Origin of the sequence: Achromobacter insuavis, assembly GCF_902859645.1 — a bacterium.
In the GTDB taxonomy this organism is placed as follows: domain Bacteria; phylum Pseudomonadota; class Gammaproteobacteria; order Burkholderiales; family Burkholderiaceae_B; genus Achromobacter; species Achromobacter insuavis.
Genome location: NZ_CADIJR010000003.1, coordinates 23,946 through 49,095 on the forward strand (window position 1 = coordinate 23,946; position 25,150 = coordinate 49,095).

The 25,150-nt window shown below is 64.3% G+C and carries 18 protein-coding genes and 1 tRNA gene; 15 read left to right on the top strand and 4 right to left on the bottom strand.

Features of this window, described 5'->3' with window-relative positions; genetic code table 11:
• Nucleotides 1–73 precede the first annotated feature (73 nt).
• Nucleotides 74–1,384, top strand: a complete 1,311-nt coding sequence (locus tag H0523_RS03065; RefSeq protein ID WP_054428420.1) for a solute carrier family 23 protein — start codon at nt 74–76, stop codon at nt 1,382–1,384.
• Between the two features lie 80 nt (nt 1,385–1,464).
• Here H0523_RS03065 and H0523_RS03070 read toward each other — a convergent pair whose 3' ends face one another.
• Nucleotides 1,465–3,084: a methyl-accepting chemotaxis protein gene (locus H0523_RS03070; RefSeq protein ID WP_054428419.1), complete on the bottom strand. Its 1,620-nt coding sequence runs from the start codon at nt 3,082–3,084 to the stop codon at nt 1,465–1,467.
• Between the two features lie 698 nt (nt 3,085–3,782).
• On the opposite strand from H0523_RS03070, the gene greA reads away from it, so the two are divergent.
• Nucleotides 3,783–4,259: a transcription elongation factor GreA gene (gene greA, locus H0523_RS03075; RefSeq protein WP_006390687.1), complete on the top strand. Its 477-nt coding sequence runs from the start codon at nt 3,783–3,785 to the stop codon at nt 4,257–4,259.
• A 133-nt stretch (nt 4,260–4,392) separates the two neighbouring features.
• On the opposite strand, the gene H0523_RS03080 is transcribed toward greA, so the two are convergent.
• Nucleotides 4,393–4,995 carry a YhbY family RNA-binding protein gene (locus tag H0523_RS03080; RefSeq protein WP_020926788.1) on the bottom strand — a complete coding sequence of 201 codons (603 nt, stop codon included), beginning with the start codon at nt 4,993–4,995 and terminating at the stop codon, nt 4,393–4,395.
• Between the two features lie 18 nt (nt 4,996–5,013).
• Between H0523_RS03080 and H0523_RS03085 the strand changes: the two genes are divergently transcribed.
• From H0523_RS03085 to H0523_RS03105, 5 genes are all read left to right on the top strand, one after another.
• A complete protein-coding gene (locus tag H0523_RS03085; protein WP_054428418.1) occupies nt 5,014–5,646 on the top strand; it encodes an RlmE family RNA methyltransferase in 633 nt (210 codons plus the stop codon).
• A gap of 227 nt (nt 5,647–5,873) precedes the next feature.
• Nucleotides 5,874–7,772, top strand: a complete 1,899-nt coding sequence (gene ftsH, locus H0523_RS03090) for an ATP-dependent zinc metalloprotease FtsH (RefSeq protein WP_006390684.1) — start codon at nt 5,874–5,876, stop codon at nt 7,770–7,772.
• An 18-nt stretch (nt 7,773–7,790) separates the two neighbouring features.
• On the top strand, nt 7,791–8,636 hold the full coding sequence (gene folP / locus H0523_RS03095; protein WP_054428417.1) for a dihydropteroate synthase: 846 nt from the start codon (nt 7,791–7,793) through the stop codon (nt 8,634–8,636).
• Nucleotides 8,633–9,976 carry a phosphoglucosamine mutase gene (gene glmM, locus H0523_RS03100; protein ID WP_054428416.1) on the top strand — a complete coding sequence of 448 codons (1,344 nt, stop codon included), beginning with the start codon at nt 8,633–8,635 and terminating at the stop codon, nt 9,974–9,976. Before folP ends, glmM begins: the two co-directional genes overlap by 4 nt.
• Before the next feature lie 216 nt (nt 9,977–10,192).
• On the top strand, nt 10,193–10,996 hold the full coding sequence (locus H0523_RS03105) for a GNAT family N-acetyltransferase (RefSeq protein ID WP_054428415.1): 804 nt from the start codon (nt 10,193–10,195) through the stop codon (nt 10,994–10,996).
• 180 nt (nt 10,997–11,176) lie between these two features.
• On the opposite strand, the gene ppx is transcribed toward H0523_RS03105, so the two are convergent.
• Nucleotides 11,177–12,664 (bottom strand): exopolyphosphatase, encoded by a 1,488-nt coding sequence (gene ppx, locus H0523_RS03110; RefSeq protein ID WP_054428414.1) that lies wholly within the window; start codon nt 12,662–12,664, stop codon nt 11,177–11,179.
• Between the two features lie 219 nt (nt 12,665–12,883).
• Here ppx and ppk1 point away from each other — a divergent pair, with 219 nt between their 5' ends.
• The 5 genes from ppk1 to pstB all read left to right on the top strand — a co-directional run bounded on the left by ppk1 (nt 12,884) and on the right by pstB (nt 19,249).
• Complete coding sequence (gene ppk1 / locus H0523_RS03115) at nt 12,884–14,959, top strand: polyphosphate kinase 1 (protein WP_054428413.1); 2,076 nt, start codon at nt 12,884–12,886, stop codon at nt 14,957–14,959.
• A 393-nt stretch (nt 14,960–15,352) separates the two neighbouring features.
• Complete coding sequence (gene pstS, locus H0523_RS03120) at nt 15,353–16,393, top strand: phosphate ABC transporter substrate-binding protein PstS (protein ID WP_006390678.1); 1,041 nt, start codon at nt 15,353–15,355, stop codon at nt 16,391–16,393.
• A 137-nt stretch (nt 16,394–16,530) separates the two neighbouring features.
• Nucleotides 16,531–17,547 carry a phosphate ABC transporter permease subunit PstC gene (pstC, locus tag H0523_RS03125; protein ID WP_006390677.1) on the top strand — a complete coding sequence of 339 codons (1,017 nt, stop codon included), beginning with the start codon at nt 16,531–16,533 and terminating at the stop codon, nt 17,545–17,547.
• Nucleotides 17,548–17,570: 23 nt separating this feature from the next.
• The gene (gene pstA, locus H0523_RS03130; protein ID WP_080977466.1) at nt 17,571–18,425 is read left to right on the top strand and encodes a phosphate ABC transporter permease PstA; all 855 of its coding nucleotides are present in this window, start codon (nt 17,571–17,573) and stop codon (nt 18,423–18,425) included.
• A 47-nt stretch (nt 18,426–18,472) separates the two neighbouring features.
• Complete coding sequence (gene pstB, locus H0523_RS03135; RefSeq protein WP_006385463.1) at nt 18,473–19,249, top strand: phosphate ABC transporter ATP-binding protein PstB; 777 nt, start codon at nt 18,473–18,475, stop codon at nt 19,247–19,249.
• 154 nt (nt 19,250–19,403) lie between these two features.
• On the opposite strand, the gene H0523_RS03140 is transcribed toward pstB, so the two are convergent.
• Nucleotides 19,404–20,759, bottom strand: a complete 1,356-nt coding sequence (locus tag H0523_RS03140) for an MFS transporter (protein ID WP_054428412.1) — start codon at nt 20,757–20,759, stop codon at nt 19,404–19,406.
• A 156-nt stretch (nt 20,760–20,915) separates the two neighbouring features.
• Here H0523_RS03140 and H0523_RS03145 point away from each other — a divergent pair.
• The 3 genes from H0523_RS03145 to H0523_RS03155 all read left to right on the top strand — a co-directional run bounded on the left by H0523_RS03145 (nt 20,916) and on the right by H0523_RS03155 (nt 25,145).
• Nucleotides 20,916–20,992 (top strand) — tRNA-Pro (locus H0523_RS03145).
• 2,449 nt (nt 20,993–23,441) lie between these two features.
• Nucleotides 23,442–24,557, top strand: a complete 1,116-nt coding sequence (locus H0523_RS32180) for a DEAD/DEAH box helicase family protein (RefSeq protein ID WP_231689867.1) — start codon at nt 23,442–23,444, stop codon at nt 24,555–24,557.
• Nucleotides 24,558–24,641: 84 nt separating this feature from the next.
• Nucleotides 24,642–25,145, top strand: coding sequence for a sigma-70 family RNA polymerase sigma factor (locus H0523_RS03155; RefSeq protein ID WP_054428411.1), 504 nt, complete (start codon nt 24,642–24,644; stop codon nt 25,143–25,145).
• Nucleotides 25,146–25,150 lie beyond the last annotated feature (5 nt).

Sequence of the window (25,150 nt, forward strand, 5' to 3'; positions counted from 1 at the left end):
AACTTAAGTTGCCGCCCGTTCCCGGCCCCCTTTACACTGGCGCCCGCTCACACCAATCACTCCCGGGGAATCCATGTCCAAGACCTATTTTCCGCGCTGGCGCCTGGCGGACGACGCCCAGCCCGGCGTCATCATCGCCCCCGATGAACGGCTGTCCTGGCCCAAGAACGTGGCCATGGGCGCCCAGCACGTGGTGGCGATGTTCGGCTCCACCGTGCTGGCGCCGCTGCTGATGGGCTTCGATCCCAACGTCGCCATCCTGATGTCGGGCATCGGCACCCTGATCTTCTTCCTGTTCGTCGGCGGCCGCGTGCCCAGCTACCTGGGGTCCAGCTTCGCCTTCATCGGCGGCGTCATCGCCGTCACCGGCTATGCCGGCGGCGGCGCCAACGCCAATATCGGCGTGGCGCTGGGCGCCATCATCGCCTGCGGCCTGGCCTACACGCTGATCGGCGTCCTGGTCTGGATCGCCAACGGCCGCGCCGGCGGCGGCGCCAACTGGATCGACACCCTGATGCCGCCGGTCGTGACCGGCGCGGTGGTCGCGGTGATCGGCCTGAACCTGGCCCCGATCGCCGCCAAGGGCGCCATGGGCGCCTCGGGCTTCGACAGCGCCATGGCGATCGTCACCATCCTGTGCGTGGGCGGCATCGCCGTCTACACCAAGGGCATGGTGCAGCGCCTCCTGATCCTGGTCGGCCTCATCCTGGCCTGCGTGGTCTACGCGATCTTCGCCAACGGCCTGAACCTGGGCAAGCCGATCGATTTCTCGGCCGTGTCGGCCGCCGCCTGGTTCGGCCTGCCGCACTTCGCCGCGCCGGTCTTCAAGGCCGAGGCCATGGGCCTGATCGTGCCGGTGGCCATCATCCTGGTCGCCGAGAACCTGGGCCACGTCAAGGCGGTCAGCGCCATGACCGGCCAGGACCTGGACCGCTATCTGGGCCGCGCCTTCGTCGGCGACGGCGTGGCGACCATGGTCTCGGGCGCCGTCGGCGGCACCGGCGTCACCACCTACGCCGAGAACATCGGCGTGATGGCGGTGACCCGCATCTATTCGACGCTGGTGTTCGTGATCGCCGCGCTGATCGCCATCGTGCTGGGCTTCTCGCCCAAGTTCGGCGCCCTGATCCAGACCATTCCCGGGCCCGTGCTCGGCGGCATGTCGGTGGTGGTGTTCGGCCTGATCGCCATTGCCGGGGCCCGCATCTGGGTGGTGAACCAGGTCGATTTCAGCGACAACCGCAACCTGATCGTGGCCGCGGTCACGCTGGTGCTGGGCGCGGGCGACTTCACCGTCAAGCTGGGCAATTTCACGCTGGGCGGCATCGGTACCGCGACCTTCGGCGCGATCATCCTGTACGCGTTGCTGCGCCGCAAGAAGTAGGGCGGGACCGGCCGGACGTCGCGCCAGTCCCGCTTCCTTCAGGGGCATGAGCGGGACCGGCCGCGGCCGATCCGCTCCCCTCAGGAGCGCGACAGCCGCGAGGCCGGCGTCCTGCCGCCGACCTGCACCGGCGCCACCTCGATCACCTGGCCCGACTGGGTCTTGAAGACCGCGGTCGCTTCCGCCAGGCGCCGTGCCTGGTCTTCCATTGCCGAGGCGGCGGCCGAGGCCTCTTCCACCAGCGCGGCGTTCTGCTGCGTCACCTCATCCATCTGCGAGACCGCCAGGCTGACCTGGTCGATGCCGCCGGCCTGCTGGGCCGAGGCCGCCGAGATCTCGCCCATGATGTCGGCCACCCGCTGCACCGAGACCACGATTTCCTCCATGGTCTGGCCGGCCGCCGACACCTGGGACGAGCCGGCCGCCACGGTTTCGACCGAGGTCTCGATCAGCGCCTTGATCTCCTTGGCCGCCTGCGCCGCGCGTTGCGCCAGGGTGCGCACCTCGCCCGCCACCACGGCGAAGCCCTTGCCCTGTTCGCCGGCGCGGGCCGCCTCCACGGCGGCGTTCAGCGCCAGGATATTGGTCTGGAAGGCGATGCCGTCGATCACCGAGACGATGTCGGCGATGCGCCGCGAACTGTCGGAGATGCCTTGCATGGTGGCCACTACCTGGCCGACGGTATGGCCGCCGCGCTGCGCCACCTCCATGCTCACCGCCGCCAGCTGGTTGGCCTGGGCGGCATTCTCGGCGTTCTGCTTGACCGTGGCGGCCAGCTCTTCCATGGTCGAGGCGGTCTCTTCGAGCGCGGCCGCCTGCTCCTCGGTGCGGGTCGACAGGTTGGCGTTGCCGGCGGCGATCTCGGCCGCGCCGACGTTGATCTCCTCGACCCCCTGGCGCACCGTCGTCACCGTGCGTGTCAGGCCGTCCTGCATGCGCCGCACCGCGGAAAACAGCGTGCCGATCTCGTTGCTGGAGCGGGCGTCGACCCGCTGGGTCAGGTCGCCGGCGGCGATCCGGTCGAAATGCCGGCCCGCGTCCTGCAGCGGCAACAGCACGCCACGGCGGATGAAGGCCCAGCACAGCACCGCCAGCAGCAGCGCCACCGACAGCAGCACGACGGCCGAGATGCGGGCGGTCGAATAGGTGGTCTGAGAGCGGTCCAGCACGCTGTCGCTGCGCTCCTGGACCCGCGCCAGGAACACCTGCATGTCCTTGGCGAAATCGGCGTCGGCCTGGCGCACGCGGGCTTCGTTCTGCTGGTAGCGCGCGACCGAGCGCTCCTTGAGCGCCGCGTCCAGTTCGTCCAGCCCGGCGGCGTAGGCGTTGAAGCGGCCCTGCAGGACCAGCGCCAGCTCCTGGCCGCGCTCGCTCTTGGGCACCGCCATGTAGCGGTCGAAGCGCTCGCGCGCCAGCTTCAGCTGCCCGGCGGCGGCGGCTTCCGCGCTGGCCGCCTGGTCGTTGGCGCCGGCCTGCAGGTCGGCGATGCTCGCGGCCAGCGACAGCCGGGTGCGCAGCAACGCGGCGTTCGATTCATAAAGCGGATCGACCTGGTGCACGGCCACATTATTCAGGTCCTCGATTTCCCGCACGCTGTTTTCGGCGTTCATCCAGCTCAAGCCGCAAGCCAGCGCCAGGGTAATCACAAAGCAGGCCAGCACCAGCATCATGCCCGTACGGACTTTCAGTTTTTCCAGCATGGGAGCTCCCGTTCTTGAACGCGCTCCACCGCAGGCGCGGATCCTTTGCACGCCAGCGCTGCGATAGAGGGACGAACGTCGCGCCCGGATGACTGCGATGCGTCCGCCCAACCTGCAACACGCACAATCAATCGCTTTACGCGTGGCCGAAACGGCAGACCCGCGTATCCCTTCGCTTAAAACAGGAAAATGCCGGCGAATACCGGCATGTATTTAATTGTTATTAATGGGCCAGTTTGTCGGTTATACCTTTTTTATTGAATACAACATGGCGTTTTTACATAAACCCCGCGGCGGCCGGGTTTGTCCCTACTGTTGAGTATCTTTTACGCAACGCCAGCGCCGATCCGGGAAACGACGGGTTTTAGCGGGTTACAGCGCCGAAATGCGCCGAAAACGCCGTTTTCTCCGGTGGCTTGCAATTCCCGTGGACTTTGACCACAATATGACCTTGATTGCCCCGGTTCCGACCCGAGCCGGGGTTTTGTTTTGGTCGCAGCTTGCCGCATTCGTCCGGCGGGCCGGCCCGAGCGGGCAGCGGGGGATCCATCGGGTTCAGCCTTGCCCGCCCCTGGCCGTTCCGCTCAAGACGTTGCCCGTCCGATTCCGCTTCCGACGGCGCCCATGCGTCAGGTCCAGGACCTTCACACCGAGAACGCTCCGTCGGGGGCGTTTTCTACTTTTGTTTGGGAAACGACATGTCTGCCATTCCTTTGACCGTGCGCGGGGCCGAGCGCTTGCAAGAAGAGCTCCAGCGGCTGAAAACCGTGGAACGTCCCGCCGTCATCAACGCTATCGCCGAAGCGCGCGCGCAGGGCGATCTGTCGGAGAACGCCGAGTATGACGCGGCTCGCGAGCGCCAGGGTTTCATCGAGGGCCGGATCGCCGAGCTCGAGGGCACGCTTTCCAATGCCCACCTGATCGATCCGAGCTCGCTCGAGGCCGAAGGTCGTGCCGTGTTCGGCGCCACCGTCGACATCGAGGACCTGGATTCGGGTGATCGCGTGACGTACCAGATCGTCGGCGACGTCGAAGCCGATATCAAGGCAAACCTGATCTCCGTGTCGAGCCCGGTGGCCCGCGCGTTGATCGGCAAGAGCGAAGGCGATGTGGTCGAGGTCAAGGCCCCGGCTGGCGTTCGCGAGTATGAAGTCCTGGGTGTGCGTTACATCTAACGCTTGCCCTAAGCGGTAAAATCAGCAAAACACCATAGACCGAACCGGGCATCCGGAAGGATTCCCGCGGCAAGATTGCGGAACACTATGGTGGACCGGGCGCGTAAAGCGCCCGTTTTTGTGCCTGGCGGTACTATCGCTTGGGCGACGACTTGCGGCTGGTGCCGCTGCGTGCCCCGGCCCGCAGGCTCAGTGCGCTGCCGGCGCGGCGCGGGATGCCGTGGCTGCCGGAAGTGGTTTTCTTGGTGCCGGGACGCATCGGCTTGCCGTTCTTGTTGAGCTGGTCCTGCGGCACGAAGCGCGTCTTCGGCTTGGGCTCTTCCGTCTCGGAACGGCGCGGACGCTTGGCCAGGGTCTTGCCTTCGGCGGCCAGCTTCTTGGGCGTATGCGGCTCGGAGGCGCGGCGCTTGGCGGGGCGTTCCGGCTCAAGGGCGGCCAGCACCGGCGGCTTGATGTTGCCGGCCAGCGGGCGGAACAGGATCAGGGTCTTGCCCAGGTGGTGCACCGGGGCGCAGGACAGGGTGTCGCAGATCGTCGACAGCATGGCCTCGCGGGCCTCGCGATCGTCGCCGCCGGCCCGGACCTTGATCAGGCCGTGGGAAGTGAGTGCCAGGTCGATTTCCTTGAGCACGGCTTCGGTCAGGCCATTGTCGCCGATCAGGACGACGGGGCGCAGAGGGTGAGCGGCGGACCGAAGGTCGCTGCGCTCACGAGAGGTAAGTTCTAATATAGGCATGCGTGGAATTGTACGGTAATGGCCAAGAATAAATTCTCCAAAGACTGGATTCACCAGCACATCAACGATCCCTATGTGAAGATGGCGCAACAGAAGGGCTACCGGGCCCGCGCCGCCTTCAAGCTGATCGAGATTCTCGACACCGAGAAACTGCTGCGCCGCGGCGACCTGGTCGTCGACCTCGGCTCGGCCCCCGGCAGCTGGTCGCAGGTGGCGCGCGAGCGCCTGGCGGGGCCGGGCGGGGTGGTGGACGGGCGCATCATCGCCCTGGACATGCTGCCCATGGAGCCCGTGGCGGGCGTCGAATTCATCCAGGGCGACTTCCGCGAAGATGACATTTTGAAACAGTTGGAAGACATGGTCGGATCGCGCGCGGTGGACCTTGTAATTTCCGACATGGCCCCCAACCTATCTGGCGTGGGTATCGCCGACGCCGCGCGCATCCAGCACGTGTGCGAGCTGGCGATGGAGTTTTCCCTCGCTCACCTCAAGCCCAACGGGGCGCTGATCGTCAAGGCATTCCACGGAACCGGCTTTTCGCAGATCGTGGAAACCTTCAAGCAGCACTTCAAGCGGGTGGTCGAGCGTAAGCCGAAGGCGTCGCGGGACAAGTCCTCCGAAACCTTTCTGGTTGCCCGCGATCTGAAATAGCCCGCGCCGGGGCCCGTGCCCCGGTCACAAGAACCCACCGGCCCGATGGCGGCCGGCCTGCCGAGACAACGACCAGCAAAATCACGAATCAGACGTAACTTAGCGGCCCCGCCCCTTCCCAGGACGCAACCCGGTCCGACAGGGTAGAATGGGCTATTGACATACTTGTGACTGTGCCATATGCGGGTGCGCGGTCGCCGGTCGGAATCGAAAGCAGGAGATCGACCTTGAATAATTCATTTTCGAAAGTCGCCGTCTGGATGGTGATAGCCCTTGTGCTATTCACGGTCTTCAAGCAGTTCGACGGACGCGCGCAGACCCAGGACGGCGTGACCTACACGCAGTTCATGGATGACGCCAAAGCGGGCCGTATCCGCAAGGTGGACGTGCAAGGTGGCCCTGGCGGCGACGTGCTCTACGTCACGCCGGACGCGGGCCGCGCCTACACGCTGACCTCGCCGGGCGACCTCTGGATGGTCTCCGACCTGCTCAAGTACGGCGTGCAGGTGTCGGGCAAGCCGCGCGAAGAGCAGTCGCTGCTGATGAGCATCTTCGTGTCCTGGTTCCCCATGCTGCTGTTGATCGGCGTGTGGGTGTTCTTCATGCGCCAGATGCAGGGCGGCGGCAGGGGCGGCGCGTTCAGCTTCGGCAAGTCGCGCGCCCGCATGCTCGACGAGAACACCAACCAGATCACCTTCGCCGACGTGGCCGGCTGCGATGAAGCCAAGGAAGACGTCCAGGAGCTGGTCGACTTCCTGCGCGACCCCAGCAAGTTCCAGAAGCTGGGCGGCCGCATTCCGCGCGGCGTGCTGATGGTCGGCTCGCCCGGTACCGGCAAGACGCTGCTGGCCAAGGCCATCGCCGGCGAAGCCAAGGTGCCGTTCTTCAGCATCTCCGGTTCGGACTTCGTTGAAATGTTCGTCGGCGTGGGCGCGGCCCGCGTGCGCGACATGTTCGAGAACGCCAAGAAGCACGCGCCCTGCATCATCTTCATCGACGAAATCGACGCCGTCGGTCGCCAGCGTGGCGCCGGCCTGGGCGGCGGCAACGACGAACGCGAGCAGACGCTGAACCAGATGCTGGTGGAAATGGACGGCTTCGAGTCGGGCCAGGGCGTCATCGTGATCGCCGCCACCAACCGTCCCGACGTGCTGGATCCGGCGCTGCTGCGTCCGGGCCGCTTCGACCGCCAGGTCGTGGTGCCGCTGCCCGACATCCGCGGCCGCGAGCAGATCCTGAAGGTCCACATGCGCAAGGTGCCGCTGTCGCCCAACGTCGACGCGACCATCCTGGCGCGCGGCTGCCCGGGCTTCTCGGGCGCCGACCTGGCCAACCTGGTCAACGAAGCCGCCCTGTTCGCCGCGCGCCGCAATGGCCGCACGGTGGATATGTCCGACTTTGAAAAGGCCAAGGACAAGATCATCATGGGCGCCGAGCGCCGCTCGATCGTCATGCCCGAAGAGGAACGCAAGAACACCGCGTACCACGAATCCGGCCATGCCATCGTTGCCCGCCTGCTGCCCAAGACCGACCCGGTCCACAAGGTCACCATCATCCCGCGCGGCCGCGCGCTGGGCGTGACGATGCAGCTGCCCGAGACCGATCGCTACAGCATGGACAAGAGCCGCCTGCTGTCGACCATCGCGGTGCTGTTCGGCGGCCGTATCGCCGAAGAGATCTTCATGGACCAGATGACCACCGGCGCCTCGAACGACTTCGAACGCGCCACGGCCATCGCCCGCGACATCGTCACGCGCTACGGCATGACCGACGAGCTGGGCCCGATGGTCTACGCCGAGAACGAAGGCGAGGTCTTCCTGGGCCGCAGCGTGACCAAGACCACGCACATGTCCGAAGCCACCATGCAGAAGGTGGATTCCGAGATCCGCCGCATCATCGACGAGCAGTACGGCGTCGCGCGCAAGATCCTGGAAGACAACCGCGACAAGGTCGAAGTCATGACCGCCGCGCTGCTCGAATGGGAAACCATCGACGCCGACCAGATCAACGACATCATCGAGGGCCGCCCCCCGCGTCCCCCGAAGACGCCGCAAGGCCCGTCGGATACGTCTGATACGCCTCCGACCGGCCTGGCCGCCGGCGGTAACACGGCAGCCGCGGTCTGAGGTCTTTCGTCCTGAGTTATGGCGAATAACTTCCTTTGCGGGCGCTTCGAGTTTGATCTCGAGCGCCCGCTTGTCATGGGTATCGTCAATGTCACGCCGGATTCGTTTTCCGACGGCGGCCAGCACGACGATACCGACGCCGCGGTGGCGCATGCGCGCCGCCTGATCGACGAAGGCGCGCAGATCCTCGATCTGGGCGGCGAGTCGACGCGGCCCGGCGCTGATCCGGTGTCGGTCGCCGACGAACTGGACCGGCTGCTGCCGGTGATCGAGGCGCTGCGCGACTGCGGCGTGCCGCTGTCGATCGACACCTTCAAGCCCGAGGTCATGCGCGCCACGCTGGATGCCGGCGCCGACATGATCAACGACATCTACGGCTTCCGGCAGCCCGGCGCCATCGAGGCGGTGGCGCAGTCGCGCTGCGGGCTGTGCGTCATGCACATGAAAGGCGAGCCGCGCACGATGCAGGCGACGCCGCCCGAATATTCCGACCTGATCGGCGAAATCGGACTCTTCCTGGGGGCGCGCGCACAGAAGCTGCGCGCCGCCTGGATCGACCCCCGACGCATCGTGCTGGACCCCGGTTTCGGGTTCGGCAAGACCGCCGACCAGAACTTCCAATTGCTGCGTCGGCTGTCCAGCCTGCGCAGCGGCGGTTATCCATTGCTGATCGGCCTGTCGCGCAAGAACATGATCGGCCAGGCCACCGGCCGGCCGGTCGGCGACCGGCTGGCTGGCAGCATTGCCGCCGCCCTGGCCTGTGTGGCCCGTGGCGCCTCGATCGTGCGGGTGCACGACGTGGCGGCCACGGTCGACGCGCTCAAGGTCTGGCAGGCGGCCGAACAAGGAGCAATCACTTCATGACTCAACGCAAGTATTTTGGTACCGACGGGGTGCGCGGCGAAGTCGGCGGCCCGGTGATCAACGCGGAATTCGCCCTGCGCCTGGGCTACGCCGCCGGCCGCGTGCTGGCCCGTGAACACGCGGTGCGCGGCGGCAGCCGCCCGCAGGTCGTGATCGGCAAGGACACCCGCATCTCCGGCTACATGCTGGAGTCGGCGCTGGAAGCCGGCCTGTCGGCCGCAGGCATCGACGTGCTGCTGGCCGGCCCGATCCCCACCCCCGCCGTGGCCTACCTGACCCGCGCGCTGCGCCTGGTCGCCGGCATCGTGATCAGCGCTTCGCACAATCCCTACCAGGACAACGGCATCAAGTTCTTCTCGGCCCAGGGCATGAAGCTGCCCGACGAGATCGAGGCGGCCATCGAGGCCGCCCTGGACGAGCCGCTGGGCTGTGTCAGCTCCGAAGGGCTGGGCCGCGCGCGCCGCATGTCGGACTCCCAGGGCCGCTACATCGAATTCTGCAAGAGCACCTTCCCCAACGATCTGGACCTGAACGGCATGACGATCGTGGTGGACGCCGCCCATGGCGCCGCCTACAACATCGCGCCGCACGTGTTCCGCGAGCTGGGCGCCGAAGTGCATGCCATCGGCGTGCACCCGGACGGCTTCAACATCAACAAGGGCGTGGGCGCGCTGCACCCGGAGCAACTGGCCAAGGAAGTGAAGGCGCGCGGCGCCCAGCTCGGCATCGCGCTGGACGGCGATGCCGACCGCCTGCAGATGGTGGACGGCGACGGCCGCATCTACAACGGCGACGAGCTGCTGTACGCGATCCTGCGCGAGCGCATGCAGCGCGGCAAGGTGGACGGCGTGGTCGGCACGCTGATGACCAACTTCGGCTTCGAGCGCGCGCTGCAACGCCTGAACGTGGGCTTCGAGCGCGCCAACGTGGGCGACCGCTACGTGCTGGAACAGATGCAGGCGCGCGGCTGGCTCTACGGCGGCGAAAGCTCCGGCCACCTGCTGTGCCTGGACTGCCACTCCACCGGCGACGGCATCGTCGCGGCGCTGCAGGTGCTGACCGCGCTGCGCCGCAACCATGTCTCGATGGCCGAGTGGATCAAGGACCTGCGCATGTATCCGCAGAAGATGATCAACGTGCCGCTGACGCCGGGCCAGGACTGGAAGACCCATCCGGGCCTGACCGCCGCGCGCCAGGCGGTCGAGGCCGAACTGGGTGACCGTGGCCGCGTCCTGATCCGCGCCTCGGGCACCGAGCCCAAGCTGCGTCTCATGGTCGAGGCCGAGGATGAAACCCTGGCCGTGACCTCCGCCGAGAAGCTGGCGGCCAGCCTGGGATAACGCCAAATCCACCGGGACCAGACATGGCCATTCATTGCTTTGCGATGAATGGCCATTGTTTGTGAGAAATAAGTATTGTTTTGTAAAGTTTTGTCGAACTTTGCGGGATTAAGGCCGCACCGCTCCGAACTAAACTTCATAGTCACGTAACATATTGGTCAAGTCTTTGACATACAGGGCGTCCAAACTGACCGGACTCTCTAGGAGCTTCGCGCAATGCTGGAACTAGCACGCATCAACCCAAGCCGTAATGCTACAGAACCGTGGACGGGCCCCGCCGCACGGGTGCTGGTGGTCGGCCTGGCGCGCACGGCCGAGGAAATTGAACAGATCCAGCGCCTGCGCTATGACGTCTTCACCGAAGACATGGGCGCGGTCTTTCCCGATGCCCAGGACGGAATCGAGCACGACCGCTTCGATCCCTTCTGCGAGCATCTGATGGTGCGCGAGCTCGACACCGGCCGTGTCGTGGGCACCTACCGCATCCTCACGCCCGAAAAGGCGCGCGAGGCCGGCGGCTACTACTCGCAATCCGAATTCGACCTGGCGGGCCTCGGCCCGATCCGCGACGAACTGGTGGAAGTGGGGCGCTCGTGCACCCACGCCGACTACCGCAACGGCGCGGTCATCATGCTGCTGTGGTCCGGCCTGGCGGAATACCTGCGCCGCGGCGGCTACCAGTACGTGCTGGGCTGCGCCAGCGTCAGCCTGCGCGACGACGGCGTCACCGCCGCCGAAGTGTGGCGCACCATTTCCAAGCAGCTGCCGAAAGAAGGCCAGCCGCACGTGACGCCGCTGCACCGCTACCCGGTGGAAAAGCTCAACAGCACGCTGCCGGCCCGTGTGCCGCCGCTGATCAAGGGTTACCTGAAGCTGGGCGCAACGGTCTGCGGCGAACCTGCCTGGGACCCGGATTTCAATGCCGCCGACTTCCCGGTGCTGCTGAAGATGGACGGCATGGACGAGCGTTACCGCCGCCATTTCGGCCTGGATCAACCCACGGCCAACGGTCAGCGCTGATCATGCGCCGCTTGTTCCGCCGTATGAAGATCAGACTGATTCGGCGGGCAACGCGGCCATTCCGCCTGGAACTCAAGCAGCTCGAACGCGAGACCGATCTCTCGCCGTTCTAGCGCCTGAAGCCTGCTTCGCCGCACGGCCCCGGACTTGTCCGGGGCCGTGCTGTTTTCAGGACGCGATTCAGAACTCGAGCAGTTCGAACGAGAATCCCACCTTCGACCATTCGGCTTCTTCCGCGCGCAGCGTGAAGTCGCTGAGCGGGTGTTGCGCGAGCCAGTCGCGGTTCACGCGCACCACGATGGAGTCGTTGCGCATGGACGCGGTCAGGGGCAGGGGGTCGATCTCGCCGCGGCGGCGGAACAGCAGCACGGCCAGCCGCAGGCTGAGAATGGCGATCCACTGGGCGCGGTTGCGCACCAGCGGCTCGAGCTTGCTCAGCTTGCCCTGGTGGCCCAGCGCCAGCAGCGCCAGCAGTTGCTGGTCGGCGCGCGAAAAGCCCGGCATGTCGGCGTTCTCGAGCACGTAGGCGGTGTGCTTGTGGTACGCGTTGTGGGCGATCGACAGGCCCACTTCGTGCAGGTCGGCGGCCCAGCCCAGGGCGGCGCGCAGTTCGGCGCGTTCGGCGCCTTCGGGCATCATCGTGTCGAACAGGCTGAGCGCGGCGCGGTGCACACGGCGCGCCTGATTGACGTCGACGTGATAGCGCTTCATGAACTGTCGCACCGACTCGTCGCGCTTGTCGTGCTCGTCGTCGCGGCCCAGCAGGTCATACAGCACGCCCAGGCGCAGCGCGCCGTCGCCGGTGTGCATGACGTCGATGCCCAGTTCGTCGAACAGCGCGCTCATGATGGCCAGCCCGCCGGGCAGCACGTCGGCGCGCTCGACCTTGATGCCGGGCAGCTCGGACGGGATGACGCGGCCGGCGCGCACGATGCGGTCTTTCAGCTTGCTCAGGCCGGCGCGGGTGATGCCGCGCTCGGACATGCCGCCTTCGGTGAGGATGGCGTACAGCGCCTTGGCGGTGCCGGAGGAGCCGTAGGCTTCCTTCCAGCCGGTCTTGCGGTACTGCTTGGCGATGACTTCGATCTCGCGCCGCGCGGCCAGTTCGGCCTGTTTCATCTGGTGGGCGTCGACGATGCCGTCCGAGAAGAACTGGCGGCTGTAGCTGACGCAGCCCATGTAGAGCGACGACATCAGGCCGGGTTCGTGGCCCTTGCCGATGATGACTTCGGTGGAACCGCCGCCGATGTCGATCACCAGGCGCTTGTTGGGCGAGGGCGGCAGGGTGTGGACCACGCCCGAGAAGATCAGGCGGGCCTCTTCGCGGCCGGCGATGACTTCGATCGGGAAGCCCAGGGCGGCTTCGGCCCGGGGCAGGAAATCGCGGGTATTGCGCGCCACCCGGAAGGTGTTGGTGGCGACCGCGCGCACGCGGTTGGGATGGAAACTGCGCAGGCGTTCGCCGAAACGTTCCAGGACGGCGATGGCGCGCTCGATGGCGTCGTCGCCGAGGCGTTTTTCGGCGTCCAGCCCGGCGGCGAGCCGGACGGTTTCCTTGAGGCGATCGATCTGGTAGATCTGGGGCGTACCGTCCTGCTGAACGATGCGTCCGATGGAGAGGCGGAAGCTGTTGGACCCGAGGTCCACGGCGGCCAGAAGTTGATCCATGCGGCTCGTAATATTGGCTGTGAGGTGGCCTGATTATAGAGACCCCATATGACAGCGCCTTCCGCTGCGGGTTTTCGCTTATGGAACAGGCAGTTGGCGGCGGGAGACCATGCTCCATGCGTCCCGGTTTTGTCGTACGCTACGCATTTGGCGTTGTGTCATAGAACCGTCACTATTTTGCAGTAAAACTCCACGCTCTCCCTACGTATGGAATCCGGTATGACCACACGCCCGCCCGCCGAGCCCTTGCTCCTGAATCGCGAGTTGTCGCTGCTCAAATTCAACGAACGCGTGCTGGCGATGGCTGAGAATCCCAGTACGCCCCTGCTCGAACGGCTGCGCTATGTCTGTATCGTCAGTTCCAACCTGGACGAATTCTTCGAGATCCGGATCTCGAGCCTGAAAGAGCAGCAACGCCAGTCGCCCAACTCGGTCGGCCCGGACGGCATGACGCCGGACCAGGCGTTCGAGAACGTGCAGCAGGCGGTGCACGAACTGGTGGGACGGCAGTACGCGCTGCTCAACGACGCCATCCTGCCGGCGCTGCAGGCCGAGGGTATCGCGCTGCACCATGCGTCGGAATGGAACGCAGAGCAGCAGGAATGGGCGCGCGAGGTCTTCAACCGCGACGTGATGCCGCTGCTGACCCCGATCGGGCTGGACCCGGCGCACCCGTTCCCGCGGGTCTACAACAAGAGCCTGAACTTCATCGTCTCGCTGTCCGGCGCCGACGCCTTCGGCCGCCAGGCCTCGATCGCCGTGGTGCAGGCGCCGCGCGCGCTGCCGCGCCTGATCAAGATGCCGCCGGAGCTGTCCGGCCATCCGGAAGGCTACATCCTGCTGACCTCGCTGCTGCGCGCCTTCGTTGGCGAGCTGTTCCCGGGGCTGGAGATGCTGGGCTGCTACCAGTGGCGGGTGACGCGCAACAGCGACCTGTTCGTGGACGAGGAAGAAGTCACCAACCTGCGCCACGCCCTGCAGGGCGAGCTGTCGCAGCGCAACTTCGGCGCCGCCGTGCGCCTGGAGATCGACAAGCTGACGCCGGTCGAGCTGGAGACCTTCCTGCAGCGCGAGTTCTCGCTCAAGGCCGAGGACACCTACCGCGTGCCGGGTCCGGTGAACCTGTCGCGCCTGATGCAGCTGTGCAACTCGCCCAACCGGCCCGACCTGCTGTTCCCCGACTACCGCGCGCCGGTGCCGGCGCCGTTTGACCGCGTCGGCGACAAGCCGGCCGAGCTGTTCGAGGCCGTGGCCGAGCAGGACCGCCTGCTGCATCATCCCTATCAGTCGTTCCAGCCCGTCATCGACTTCCTGACCGCCGCCGCGCTGGATCCGGACGTGATGGCCATCAAGCAGACCATCTACCGCACCGGCGAGGATTCCGAGCTGATGAAGATCCTGCTGGCCGCGGCGCGCGCCGGCAAGGAAGTGACGGTGGTGGTGGAGCTGATGGCGCGCTTTGACGAGCAGACCAACATCAACTGGGCCTCCAAGCTGGAAGAGGTGGGGGCGCACGTGGTCTACGGCGTGGTGGCGCACAAGACCCACGCCAAGATGGCGGTGGTGCTGCGGCGCGAAAAGGGCCGCCTGCGCCGCTACGCCCACCTGGGCACCGGCAACTACCACCCGCGCACCGCGCGGCTGTACACCGATTTCGGCCTGCTGACCGCCGATCCCAAGCTGTGCGAGGACATGGACAAGGTGTTCGCGCAGCTGACCGGCCTGGGGGCGCGCCGCTCGCTCAAGTCGCTGATGCAGTCGCCGTTCACCATGCACGACGGCATGGTGGCGCTGATTCGCGCCGAGGCCCGCGCCGCCAAGGCGGGCAAGCGTTCGCGCATCATGGCCAAAATGAACTCGCTGCTGGAAGAGCAGATCATCGAGGAGCTCTACAAGGCCAGCCAGGCCGGCGTGAAGATCGACCTGATCGTGCGCGGCGTCTGCGCGCTGCGCGCCGGCGTGCCGGGGCTGTCCGAGAACATCCGGGTGCGTTCCATCGTCGGGCGCTTCCTGGAGCACTCGCGCGTGTTCTATTTCTACGCCGAGGGCGCCGAGACGGTGTATCTGTCGTCGGCCGACTGGATGGACCGCAATTTCTTCCGCCGCGTGGAAATCGCCTTCCCGATCTACGACAAGACGCTCAAGAAGCGCGTCATCGACGAAGCCTTCACCTTCGCGCTGCGCGACAACCAGCTGGCCTGGCAGCAACAGGCCGACGGCGACTACGTCCGCGTGCGCAGCCGCCGCGAACCCTTCAACCTGCACCAGTACCTGATGCAGAAGCTGGGCGTATAGCCCCGCCCGTCCTTACCCCTTCCGCGCAGGCCATGCGGAAACGGAACCAGGCCCCGCCCAGCGGGGCCTTTTTTATCCGTCCCCCAGATCCGCCGGACAAAGCCAAGCCGCTCGACGCAGGCTCCCCCCCGAGCCAAACCATCCGTCCCCAACCCTCATCACCGTCAGAAAACCACCCCCCAGGCCACCCCCCTTCCAAGCCAGGCCGCGCGGATCCGGCTCCGCCGGTCCGCCACCGGCGCCCCCCTGGGGGGGAAGCGCGCAGCGCTCCGGGGGGGGGTTTATGACTGTCACTATCTTGTCACGTTGGGCTTCTAAGATGCGAGGGTCGCTGAAAGACAGGCAGTAGAAAGCCTGCCAAAGACTCCTCTAACGAGCACAGAAGGAACCAAGATGTTCAAACGTGTCTTCAAACAAGTTTCCCTGGGTGTCGCGCTGAGCGCCGCCGTTTTTGCCGTCCAGGCCGCCGATGTGACCGGCGCCGGCGCTTCGTTCCCGTACCCGATCTACGCCAAGTGGGCGTCGGACTACAAGGCCGCGACCAACAACGCCGTGAACTACCAGTCGATCGGTTCGGGCGGCGGCCAGCAACAGATCATCGCCAAGACCGTCGATTTCGGCGCGTCGGACGATCCCATGAAGGCGGCCGACCTGGAAAAGAACGGCCTGCTGCAATTCCCGGCCGTCATCGGCGGCACGGTTGCCGTGGTGAACATCGACGGCGTCGAGCCGGGCAAGCTGAAGCTGTCGGGCAAGGTCCTGGGCGACATCTTCCTGGGCAAGATCAAGAAGTGGGACGACGCCGCCATCAAGGCGCTGAACCCCGACGTGAAGCTGCCCTCGGCCGACATCATCGTCGTGCACCGTTCGGACGGCTCGGGCACCACCTTCGGCTGGACCAACTACCTGTCCAAGGTGTCGCCGGAGTGGAAGGAACAAGTCGGCGAAGGCAAGGCCGTCAAGTGGCCCGTGGGTCAGGGTGGCAAGGGCAACGAAGGCGTCGCCGCCTACGTCGGCCAGCTGAAGAACTCGATCGGCTACGTCGAATACGCCTACGCCAAGCAGAACAAGCTGGCCTGGACGCAACTGCAGAACAAGGCCGGCAAGTTCGTCCAGCCGGAACAGAAGGCCTTCGCCGCCGCTGCCGCGAACGCCGACTGGAAGAGCGCGCCTGGCATGGGCGTGGTCCTGACCGACGAGCCGGGCGCCGATTCGTGGCCCGTCACCGCCGCCACCTTCATCCTGATCCACAAGTCGCAAGACAAGCCGGTTCAGGGCAAGGCTGTCCTGGAATTCTTCGACTGGGCCTTCAAGAACGGCGCCAAGTCGGCTGAAGCCATGGACTACGTGCCGCTGCCCGACGCCGTGACCAAGGAAATCCGCGCCGCCTGGGGCGAGGTCAAGGCTGCCGACGGCAAGGCCGTCTGGAAGTAAGGCAGGTGCCTGGCGCGGCGGCTCCGCCCCGCGCCGGCATCGGCCAACTGCCCTGGTATCCGGTCCGCCGGCTACCAGGGCGGGTCTCCAGGACCCACCTGTAGTTTCCCCCAAGGTTTCCTAAGGAAAGTCCATCCATGAGCGCGGTAATGGATAATAGTGTGCCGCTCCCGCCCAGCGTGGCGGATTCCGTGACTACCGGCACGCCTTCGCCTATGAAGCAAAATAAAAACGCGCTGATGGATGCGCTGTTCAAGAACCTGACCCGCCTGTTCGCCTTCCTGGTGTTCATTCTGCTGGCGGCGATCCTGGTATCCCTGATCTACGGCAGCCGCGAATCGCTGGCCAAGTACGGCCTGTCGTTCCTGTGGTTGAACGACTGGGATCCGGTCAAACAGAATTACGGCGCGGTGGTGCCCATCATCGGCACGCTGCTGACCTCGGCCATCGCCCTGATCATCGCGGTGCCGGTGTCGTTCGGCATCGCCATCTTCCTGACCGAACTGTCGCCGACCTGGCTGCGCCGCCCGCTGGGCACCGCGGTCGAGATGCTGGCGGCGATTCCGTCGATCATCTACGGCATGTGGGGCCTGTTCGTCTTCGTGCCGGTGTTCCAGCAGTACGTGCAGCCGTTCCTGATCGCCACGCTGGGCAGCGTGCCCATCATTGGCGGCATGTTCGCCGGGCCGCCGTTCGGCATCGGTATCTTCACCGCCGGCCTGATCCTGTCGATCATGATCATCCCGTTCATCGCCGCGGTGATGCGCGACGTGTTCGAACTGGTGCCGGCGATGCTGAAGGAATCGGCCTACGGCCTGGGCAGCACGACCTGGGAAGTGATGTGGCGCGTGGTGCTGCCCTTCACCAAGTCGGGCGTCATCGGCGGCATCATGCTGGGCCTGGGACGCGCGCTGGGCGAGACCATGGCGGTGACCTTCGTGATCGGCAACGCCTTCAAGTGGTCCGGTTCGCTGTTCTCGCCGGGCAACTCGATCGCCTCGGCGCTGGCCAACGAATTCAACGAAGCGGGTGGCATCCAGAAGTCGGCGCTGCTGGAACTGGGCCTGATCCTGTTCCTGATCACCACGATCGTGCTGGCCCTGGCGAAGATGCTGCTGGTCCGCCTGTCGGCCGGTGAAGGCAAGAAATCCTGATCCCGCCGCACAAGGAAAAGATCATGGCTGTATCCGTACTCAATATGCAGAACGGCGTGTATCGCCGGCGCCGGGTGGTCAACCGCATCATGCTGACCATCTCGCTGGCCACGCTGGTGTTCGGGCTGTTCTGGCTGTTCTGGATCATCCAGACCCTGCTGTTCAAGGGCGCGCCGGCGCTGTCGTACACGCTCTTCACCGAAATCACGCCGCCGCCGGGGCAGTCCGGCGGCCTGGTCAACGCCATTTTCGGCAGCGTGATGATGGCGGGCGTGGGCACGCTGATCGGCACGCCGGTCGGCATCCTGGCTGGCACCTACCTGGCCGAATACGGCCAGCGTGGCTGGCTGGCGCCGGCCACGCGCTTCCTGAACGACGTGCTGCTGTCGGCGCCGTCCATCATCATCGGTCTGTTCATCTACGCCGTGTACGTGGCGCAGGTCGGGCACTACTCGGGCTGGGCCGGCGCCATCGCGCTGTCGATCCTGGTGATCCCGGTGGTGGTGCGCACCACCGACAACATGCTGCTGCTGGTGCCCAACAGCCTGCGCGAAGCCGCGGCCGCGCTGGGCTGCCCCAAGTGGCGCATGATCACCCTGGTGTGCTATCGCGCCGCCAAGACCGGCATCATCACCGGCGTGCTGCTGGCCATCGCCCGCATCTCGGGCGAAACCGCGCCGCTGCTGTTCACGGCGTTGTCGAACCAGTTCATGTCGACCAACATGAACGGCCCGATGGCCAACCTGCCGGTCGTGATCTACCAATACGCCGCCAGCCCCTTCAAGGACTGGAACGACCTGGCGTGGGCCGGCGCCACCCTGATTACGCTGCTGGTGCTGGGCATCAACATCATTGCCCGCAACATGTTCCGCAAGTAAAGATCGCTTTGCCGGCGCGCCCGCCGCGCCGGACCTAGGGAAACCAAATGGAAAACACCGCTACCGCCGTCAAGAACAAGATCGAGGTCAAGAACCTGAACTTCTACTACGGCAAGTTCCATGCGATCCGCAATGTGAACATGTCGATCCAGGAGAAGAAGGTCACCGCCTTCATCGGCCCGTCGGGCTGCGGCAAGTCGACGCTGCTGCGCACCTTCAACCGCATGTTCGAGCTGTACCCGGGCCAGCGCGCCGAGGGCGAAATCATCCTGGACGGCGAAAACCTGCTGACGGCCAAGACCGATATCTCGCTGATCCGCGCCAAGGTCGGCATGGTCTTCCAGAAGCCCACGCCGTTCCCCATGAGCATCTACGACAACATCGCCTTCGGCGTGCGTCTGTTCGAGCGCCTGTCCAAGGGCGAGATGGACGAGCGCGTGGAATGGGCGCTGAGCAAGGCCGCGCTGTGGAATGAAGTGAAGGACAAGCTGCACCAGAGCGGCAACAGCCTGTCGGGCGGCCAGCAACAGCGTCTGTGCATCGCGCGCGGCGTGGCCATCAAGCCGGAAGTGCTGCTGCTGGACGAGCCGTGTTCGGCGCTGGATCCGATCTCGACCGCCAAGATCGAGGAACTGATCGCCGAATTGAAGAACGATTACACCGTCGTCATCGTGACCCACAACATGCAGCAGGCCGCCCGTTGCTCGGACTTCACGGCCTACATGTACCTGGGCGAGCTGATGGAATTCGGCCAGACCGACCAGATCTTCGTGAAGCCGTCGCGTAAGGAAACCGAAGACTACATCACCGGCCGTTTCGGCTGATCGTCCGCCGCAGCGCAAGCCTGGCGGGCAACCGGCAGGCGGCGCGGTCCGGCATGGATCCCATGCGAAACAACGGCGCACCTTTTGGTGCGCCGTTGTCGTTTCCGTCAGTCCGATTCCGTGGCGAGCGTCGCGGCGCCGGACAATCGGCGTGTCAGGACTGTTGTTGCTCCACGGGCCGCGTGCCGGCCGTCGGTCGCGCCGGCGCGCCGCCCGCGTAGCGGCTCGGGATCAGGATCACGAACACCGCCGCCAGCACCGCCGCGCACGAGAAGGCGATGAAGTTCCAGGCCAGCGGCAATTTCAATCCCGCCAGATAGCCGCCGACGATGGGGCCGCTCATGGCGCCGATGCGGGCGAACGACAGCGCCCAGCCGGTGGCCGCGCCGCGCGCGTGCGCCGGGTAGTAGCCGGCCAGGTAGCCGGTCAGGATCAGCGACGACGAAATGCTGCCGATGCCGGCCAGCGCCACCCACAGGTAATTGACCGCCAGCGGATTGTTGTAGGTCAGGCAGTAGATGCCGATCGCGCCCACCAGGTAGAACAGCGCCACGATCTTGCGCGGCTCGCTCTTGTCGGCGAACTGGCCCAGCACCAGGCCGCCGATGGCCGACGCCAGGCTGAAGACCAGCAGGAACGAGATGCTAGAGCCCAGGTCGTAGCCGTTCTTGCGCATGATCTGCGGCAGCCAGGTGTTCAGGCCATACACCAGCATCATCCCCAGGAACAGCGCGCCCCAGAAGCACAGCGTGGCCCGCAGGTGGCGCGGCGCGAACACCGCGGCCATCACATCGCGCCAGGTGGTCTTTTCACCCGTCACTTCGCGCGGACGGAACGGTTCCAGCGAGGCGATGCCCAGGCGCTGCGCCACGGCGCGGGCGCCGGCCTCGTCGCCCTTGGCCAGCAGGTATTCCAGCGATTCGGGCAGCAGGCGCGCCAGCACCGGCACCAGCAGCAGCGGCGCCGCCCCCACCAGGATCACCGCGCGCCAGCCCCAGTGCTGCAGCACGGCCATGGCCACCGCGGCGGAGCACAGGATGCCGAGCGAATAGCCGGAATACATCACGCCGTAGTTGAAGCCCCGTTTGGCGGGCGGGGAATACTCGATCGTCAGCGCCGCCGCCACCGGGATCACGCCGCCCAGCCCCAGGCCGCCGATGAAGCGGAAGGTGGCGAACCACGTCGGCGTCGGCGCCCAGGCCGCGCCGATCATGGTCAGCGAGAACAGCGTCACGCAGGCCAGCAGCATGCGCCGGCGGCCCAGCAGGTCGGACAGCGTGCCGACGGCGAACGAGCCGACGAACATGCCCGCCAGTGCGTAGCTGCCGAGCATGCCGAGTTCGATCGGCGTCAGGTTCCAGCTCTTGTCGTCGGCCAGGGCGGGCAGCACCGCGCCCATGACGCCGACGTCGTAGCCCTCGAACAGGATCGCCAGCCAGCAGACGAACAATACGGTGTAGGTGGTCCGCGTGGGCGTGGCCCAGGCGGATGGAGAGGAGGCGTTGGCCATGTGGTTCCCGATGAATGTCGTTATTAGGTATGTCGAATTAATTTATGCTTCAACTATATAGGTGTCAATCAGGGGATCGCCGGGCTGCGCGTTGCGCGGGCGTGGCCTGCCGGGATTTGCCGGGGGCGCGCCGGTATCTGGTATAGTTGCGACCCTCGGGGCGTAGCGCAGCCTGGTAGCGCATCTGCTTTGGGAGCAGAGGGTCGCGAGTTCGAATCCCGCCGCCCCGACCAATAAAATCAAAGGGTTAGCTCAATGTCGGTGAGCTAACCCTTTTTCTTTGCTGGGCATATGGGACAACATATGGGACAACGAACTTGCAGTTGGCGGTGAGCAAGTTCACGCGGCATCAAGGCAAGGATGTGCATTCGGTGGCAATAGCGCATTTCGGCACTTGCCGGGTCTCTGCTTGATTGTGGGGGGCGGGCAGCTCGCTGCACTTTGGGCTCATCAGGCCAATTGGGTGGGCTCTGGGGACTGTTGCGCTTGGTGCAGGCCAAACCCCTTCATCTGAGGCTGTGTGTGCTGGGGCAGCAAAGCGAGAGTTCCGAGCCCTGGTCGCAGAGCATCGGCGGCATCACGCGACAGTTGAATCGTTACGACCCTTCGGCCCTTCCATCCTCGCGGCGTTATTCGTTAGCGGAGCAAATGCCGAGCTGTGCTGTGGACCGGTCTTCCGCGGTTGCACTTTTAAAGCGTCGCGGCCTGTACTCTGCATGTGCTGTGTGCATTGCACTGAGACCATACTGCACACCTCAGTGTCAAATGCGCTCTGAGTTGCGCTGAGGGAAATCAAAGTCGACGGTCTATCCGACCCGAACTGCGGAGACTTGGCCTAGTACGGGAATGAGGGGATAGGGCATCCTTTAACCTAGTACTGATACGAGGGGTGTCCTTTCGACAATGGAAGTAGGAGTTGCCAGCGCAATGTCTGAATGGCTGCGACAGGGACACGGAGTCTTTCAGGCGGCTAACAGATTATTTCGCTGAGTCGACCCCGGGCTGGTCGCGATCCCGCGTATGAGGCGCTGAAACTTGTCCGCAGGTCCGTAGATTTCACCCCGCCGCAACCGTCCGCACTTGTGAATCGTGGGGGGAGGGGCGGCCTTGGTGGATCATGCTGCACCGAAGGAGCGTGGGGCGCGATTAATGCTCAGAAACACGGAACGTGGGTCGCAGCAAAAAGGTCGGCAATGGCTGGACCAAGCGCGGTTCATGTCGCGGAGAAGTTAGTGGCTTGAATTGCCGACAGGGTATTTGAGTATCTCGGCCTGGCAAACAGTTCCCAGTCAAAAAAGTCCGGCTCGTGGCGTTGCAAAAATAACTCCCACCTTGAGACGCCGGCGCCGGACAGTTGCCACCCTAGTCACGCACGTCTGGAACATCATCGACCGTTGATCGTTCCAGCTTCACTGACGGTGGGCGAGGGGCGGGGCGGCTGTCCGGTTGTGGACCATCGAACAGATCCGGAGTGCTTGGCTGGCGTAGAGATCAAGTGTTGACGCCATCAGTCAAAGCCCTTTTCAAACACCCTATCAAAATCCCCTATCAAATATTCCGAATGTGCGGGGAAGCTTGGCGCCCCGGTGGGCGTCGATTCTTGCCATGGACAAAAGGGAAGGCTGGCTCGGCGGTCTCACGTTCTAGCGAGCGAAGTCGTTGGATTGTGCAATACAGGACTCTGGCCACACCCTCCGACTTGCCCACTTTCTTTTGCACGGCGCCAACCGTCTTCTAGACCCTGCAAGGCAAAAACTCGGAGATTCGACTCGCGTTTCAGAAACAGAGCGCGAGATCGCGCAGAACGCGCTCTGGGCTGCAATGACTCTAAAGTGGCTGCTACCCCGTAACCCTAGGTGTTTCGACCGCTCATGCGGGCTGTGGACGCGTCTAAGGACCATCACTGCATCTACGAGGGCGTCCCATCTGGAATTGATCCGGCCTGTTGTGGCTTATCAGGTCAGACAGCGGCGCGGACGCTGTTGACACTGGCGTAGCCAGTAAAAGATTTGGGATTGGGAATGGGATTGGGATTGGTAGCTTTGCATCCGGTTTGCACTGGGTTCGAAAGTAAAACCTGGCCATAACCTGCTGGGTTTCCGCTACAGGCCGCCAGGTTCCCTCGCTCCGTGGGTATTTCTCCTATGAGGATGGCCATGGATCCTGTGTCAGCGGCGCTCATGGACCCCAAGATCTGAGCAACTGTGCTGGGGCACAGCGCGCTCCTTTACGCCGTGTTTCAGAACCAAATTGGTCGAGTGCCGCTCTAGGTTTTGATGTGGGAACCGGCGGTTAACCAAGTAGGAACCCAGCAGGATCCCAGCGGGTTTCCTGTTACGAACGATGTTGCGTTGCGCTGCGGATTCTCAGTTCATATCCGGCGGTGATTGCTATCATCAGGCGTACCGACAGAGCTGTGTTTGTGGAGAAAAGCGTATGGACCTGGGTACTACAGTGATGCTCGGAGTACTTGTAGCTGTTATCGCATTCGGCCTTTGGGTCGCGAATAACATCGCTCGTTCCGAAGGACGCAACAAAGAAGACCATCAGACCTGAAGCGGCAATAATTCGGAGTAGGTCTCAAAAATTAGGCTGGCTTGTTATGTTCTTTGAAGTAACAATTGGTCATCCAGTTCATTCCGGGAGGGGGACGTGGCCGATTTCTTCATTGAACATAGCCACATGCTGGCTTTGAAACCCATTAGCAGTCCGAACTCGGGTTTTAGGCCAGGCCAGTTGGGCGCTCTTCATTCTGTGGCGGCCCACTTTTCGGTCTACGACGAGCCGGCCATAGTGTCTTTGCCGACTGGATATGGGAAGACTGCCGTGATCATGGCGCTTCCTTTTTTGTTGTGCTCAAACCGTGTGCTGGTGGTGGAACCCACGGATGTGCTGAGACGACAGACCTCGGCCCACTTCGGTGAACTGTCGACGCTACGCAAGCTCAAGGTCTTACCGGCGGAGGCAGGAAATCCTCATGTACATCCACAGAAGGGCAGGCCATTGAGCGCCGATGAATGGCTTGCCTTTAAAACTTTCGATGTGGTCGTGTCCACGCCAGCGAGCACCTCGCCGGTCCTGGAGCCCGTAAGTCCCGCAGATCTATTCGATTTGATTATCTTTGACGAGGCGCACCATGCTCCAGCAGACACTTTCGGCTTTATGGTCGGCAGGACTTTTCACGGGGGCGCTCGCATGAGATATAGGGGCGCGACGAGGTTAGCGCGCAGTAGAGGGGAGGAGCAATCTCGGCTTTGGCAGGGACTACCTTATCTCTTGCCAGGCGGAATTCACCAGCCCGAACTTTCACCTGATGTCGGTGGCCTCGGCTCCGAGCGAGGTACGGTCGTACCTGGGAAAGTTGCGTACCGTACATTCCTTCATGTAGGTACGGTACGGAGGGATCACAGCTTGCGATGGCAACAGTCCGCGTATGTAGGTGATTTTCTGGGAGAATTTCGGAACCTCAGGCGGGTGAGCGCACGTAAAACCGGCCTCGATCCGCTGTCTGGTGACTTGCGTCATTCCCCGCGTGGCCTATCGCAGGCGTTCTGCCTGTGGAGGATTGATTTTGTGTCTCAACTTCAAACGGGGCCGCTAGTTGTTCGGCATGGAGCCCTTGCTCGTGGCGACCTGAGCTTGTCCGGCACACTGCGGGCGTGGTCTGGTATCGGCCATGCGGCCACGCCCAATACGCTGGGCTGCATGGCCTCCGCGGGCTTGGACTGGGTTGGTGACAGGCCGATTTCGACCCATTACGGCCACTCAAGCGCGGCTTGCCAAGATCGGCAGGTTTGATGGAAAATTGATAGTAATTCTCATTACTAAATTTTCAATCCGGAGCGCCTGGTGTCCACCATTCCTCCCGCTGCCGTATCAGCGATGCATACGCTTTACAGCGACAACCATGGGTGGCTGCTGGGGTGGTTGCGCCGTCGTGTGGGCGATCCTTTCGACGCGGCTGATTTAATGCAGGACACCTTCGTCAGGGTGTTGAAGACGCATACAGGGCGATGCGGCGCGGCCAACGCCGACCCGGCCGCTGAGATTCGGGAACCGCGCGCCTATCTGGCGACCATTGCCAAAAGCCTGATGATCGATTTCTTCCGGCGCCAAACGCTGGAGCGGACCTATCTCGAGGTTTTGGCCGCACTCCCACCGCAGGAGGTGCCTTCGCTCGAAACGCAGGCCGTGTTGCGTAGCGCCTTGATCGAGATTGACGCCATGCTCGACGGACTCGGCTTAAAGGTCAAGCAGGCCTTCTTGATGGCGCAGTGCGAAGACCTTCCCTATGCTGAGATTGCCCGCCGTCTGGGGATATCGCGTCGCAGCGTGGACAATTATCTGGCGCGCGCCATGGCGCATTGCTGCCTGCTCTTGCCGTGAGCGGC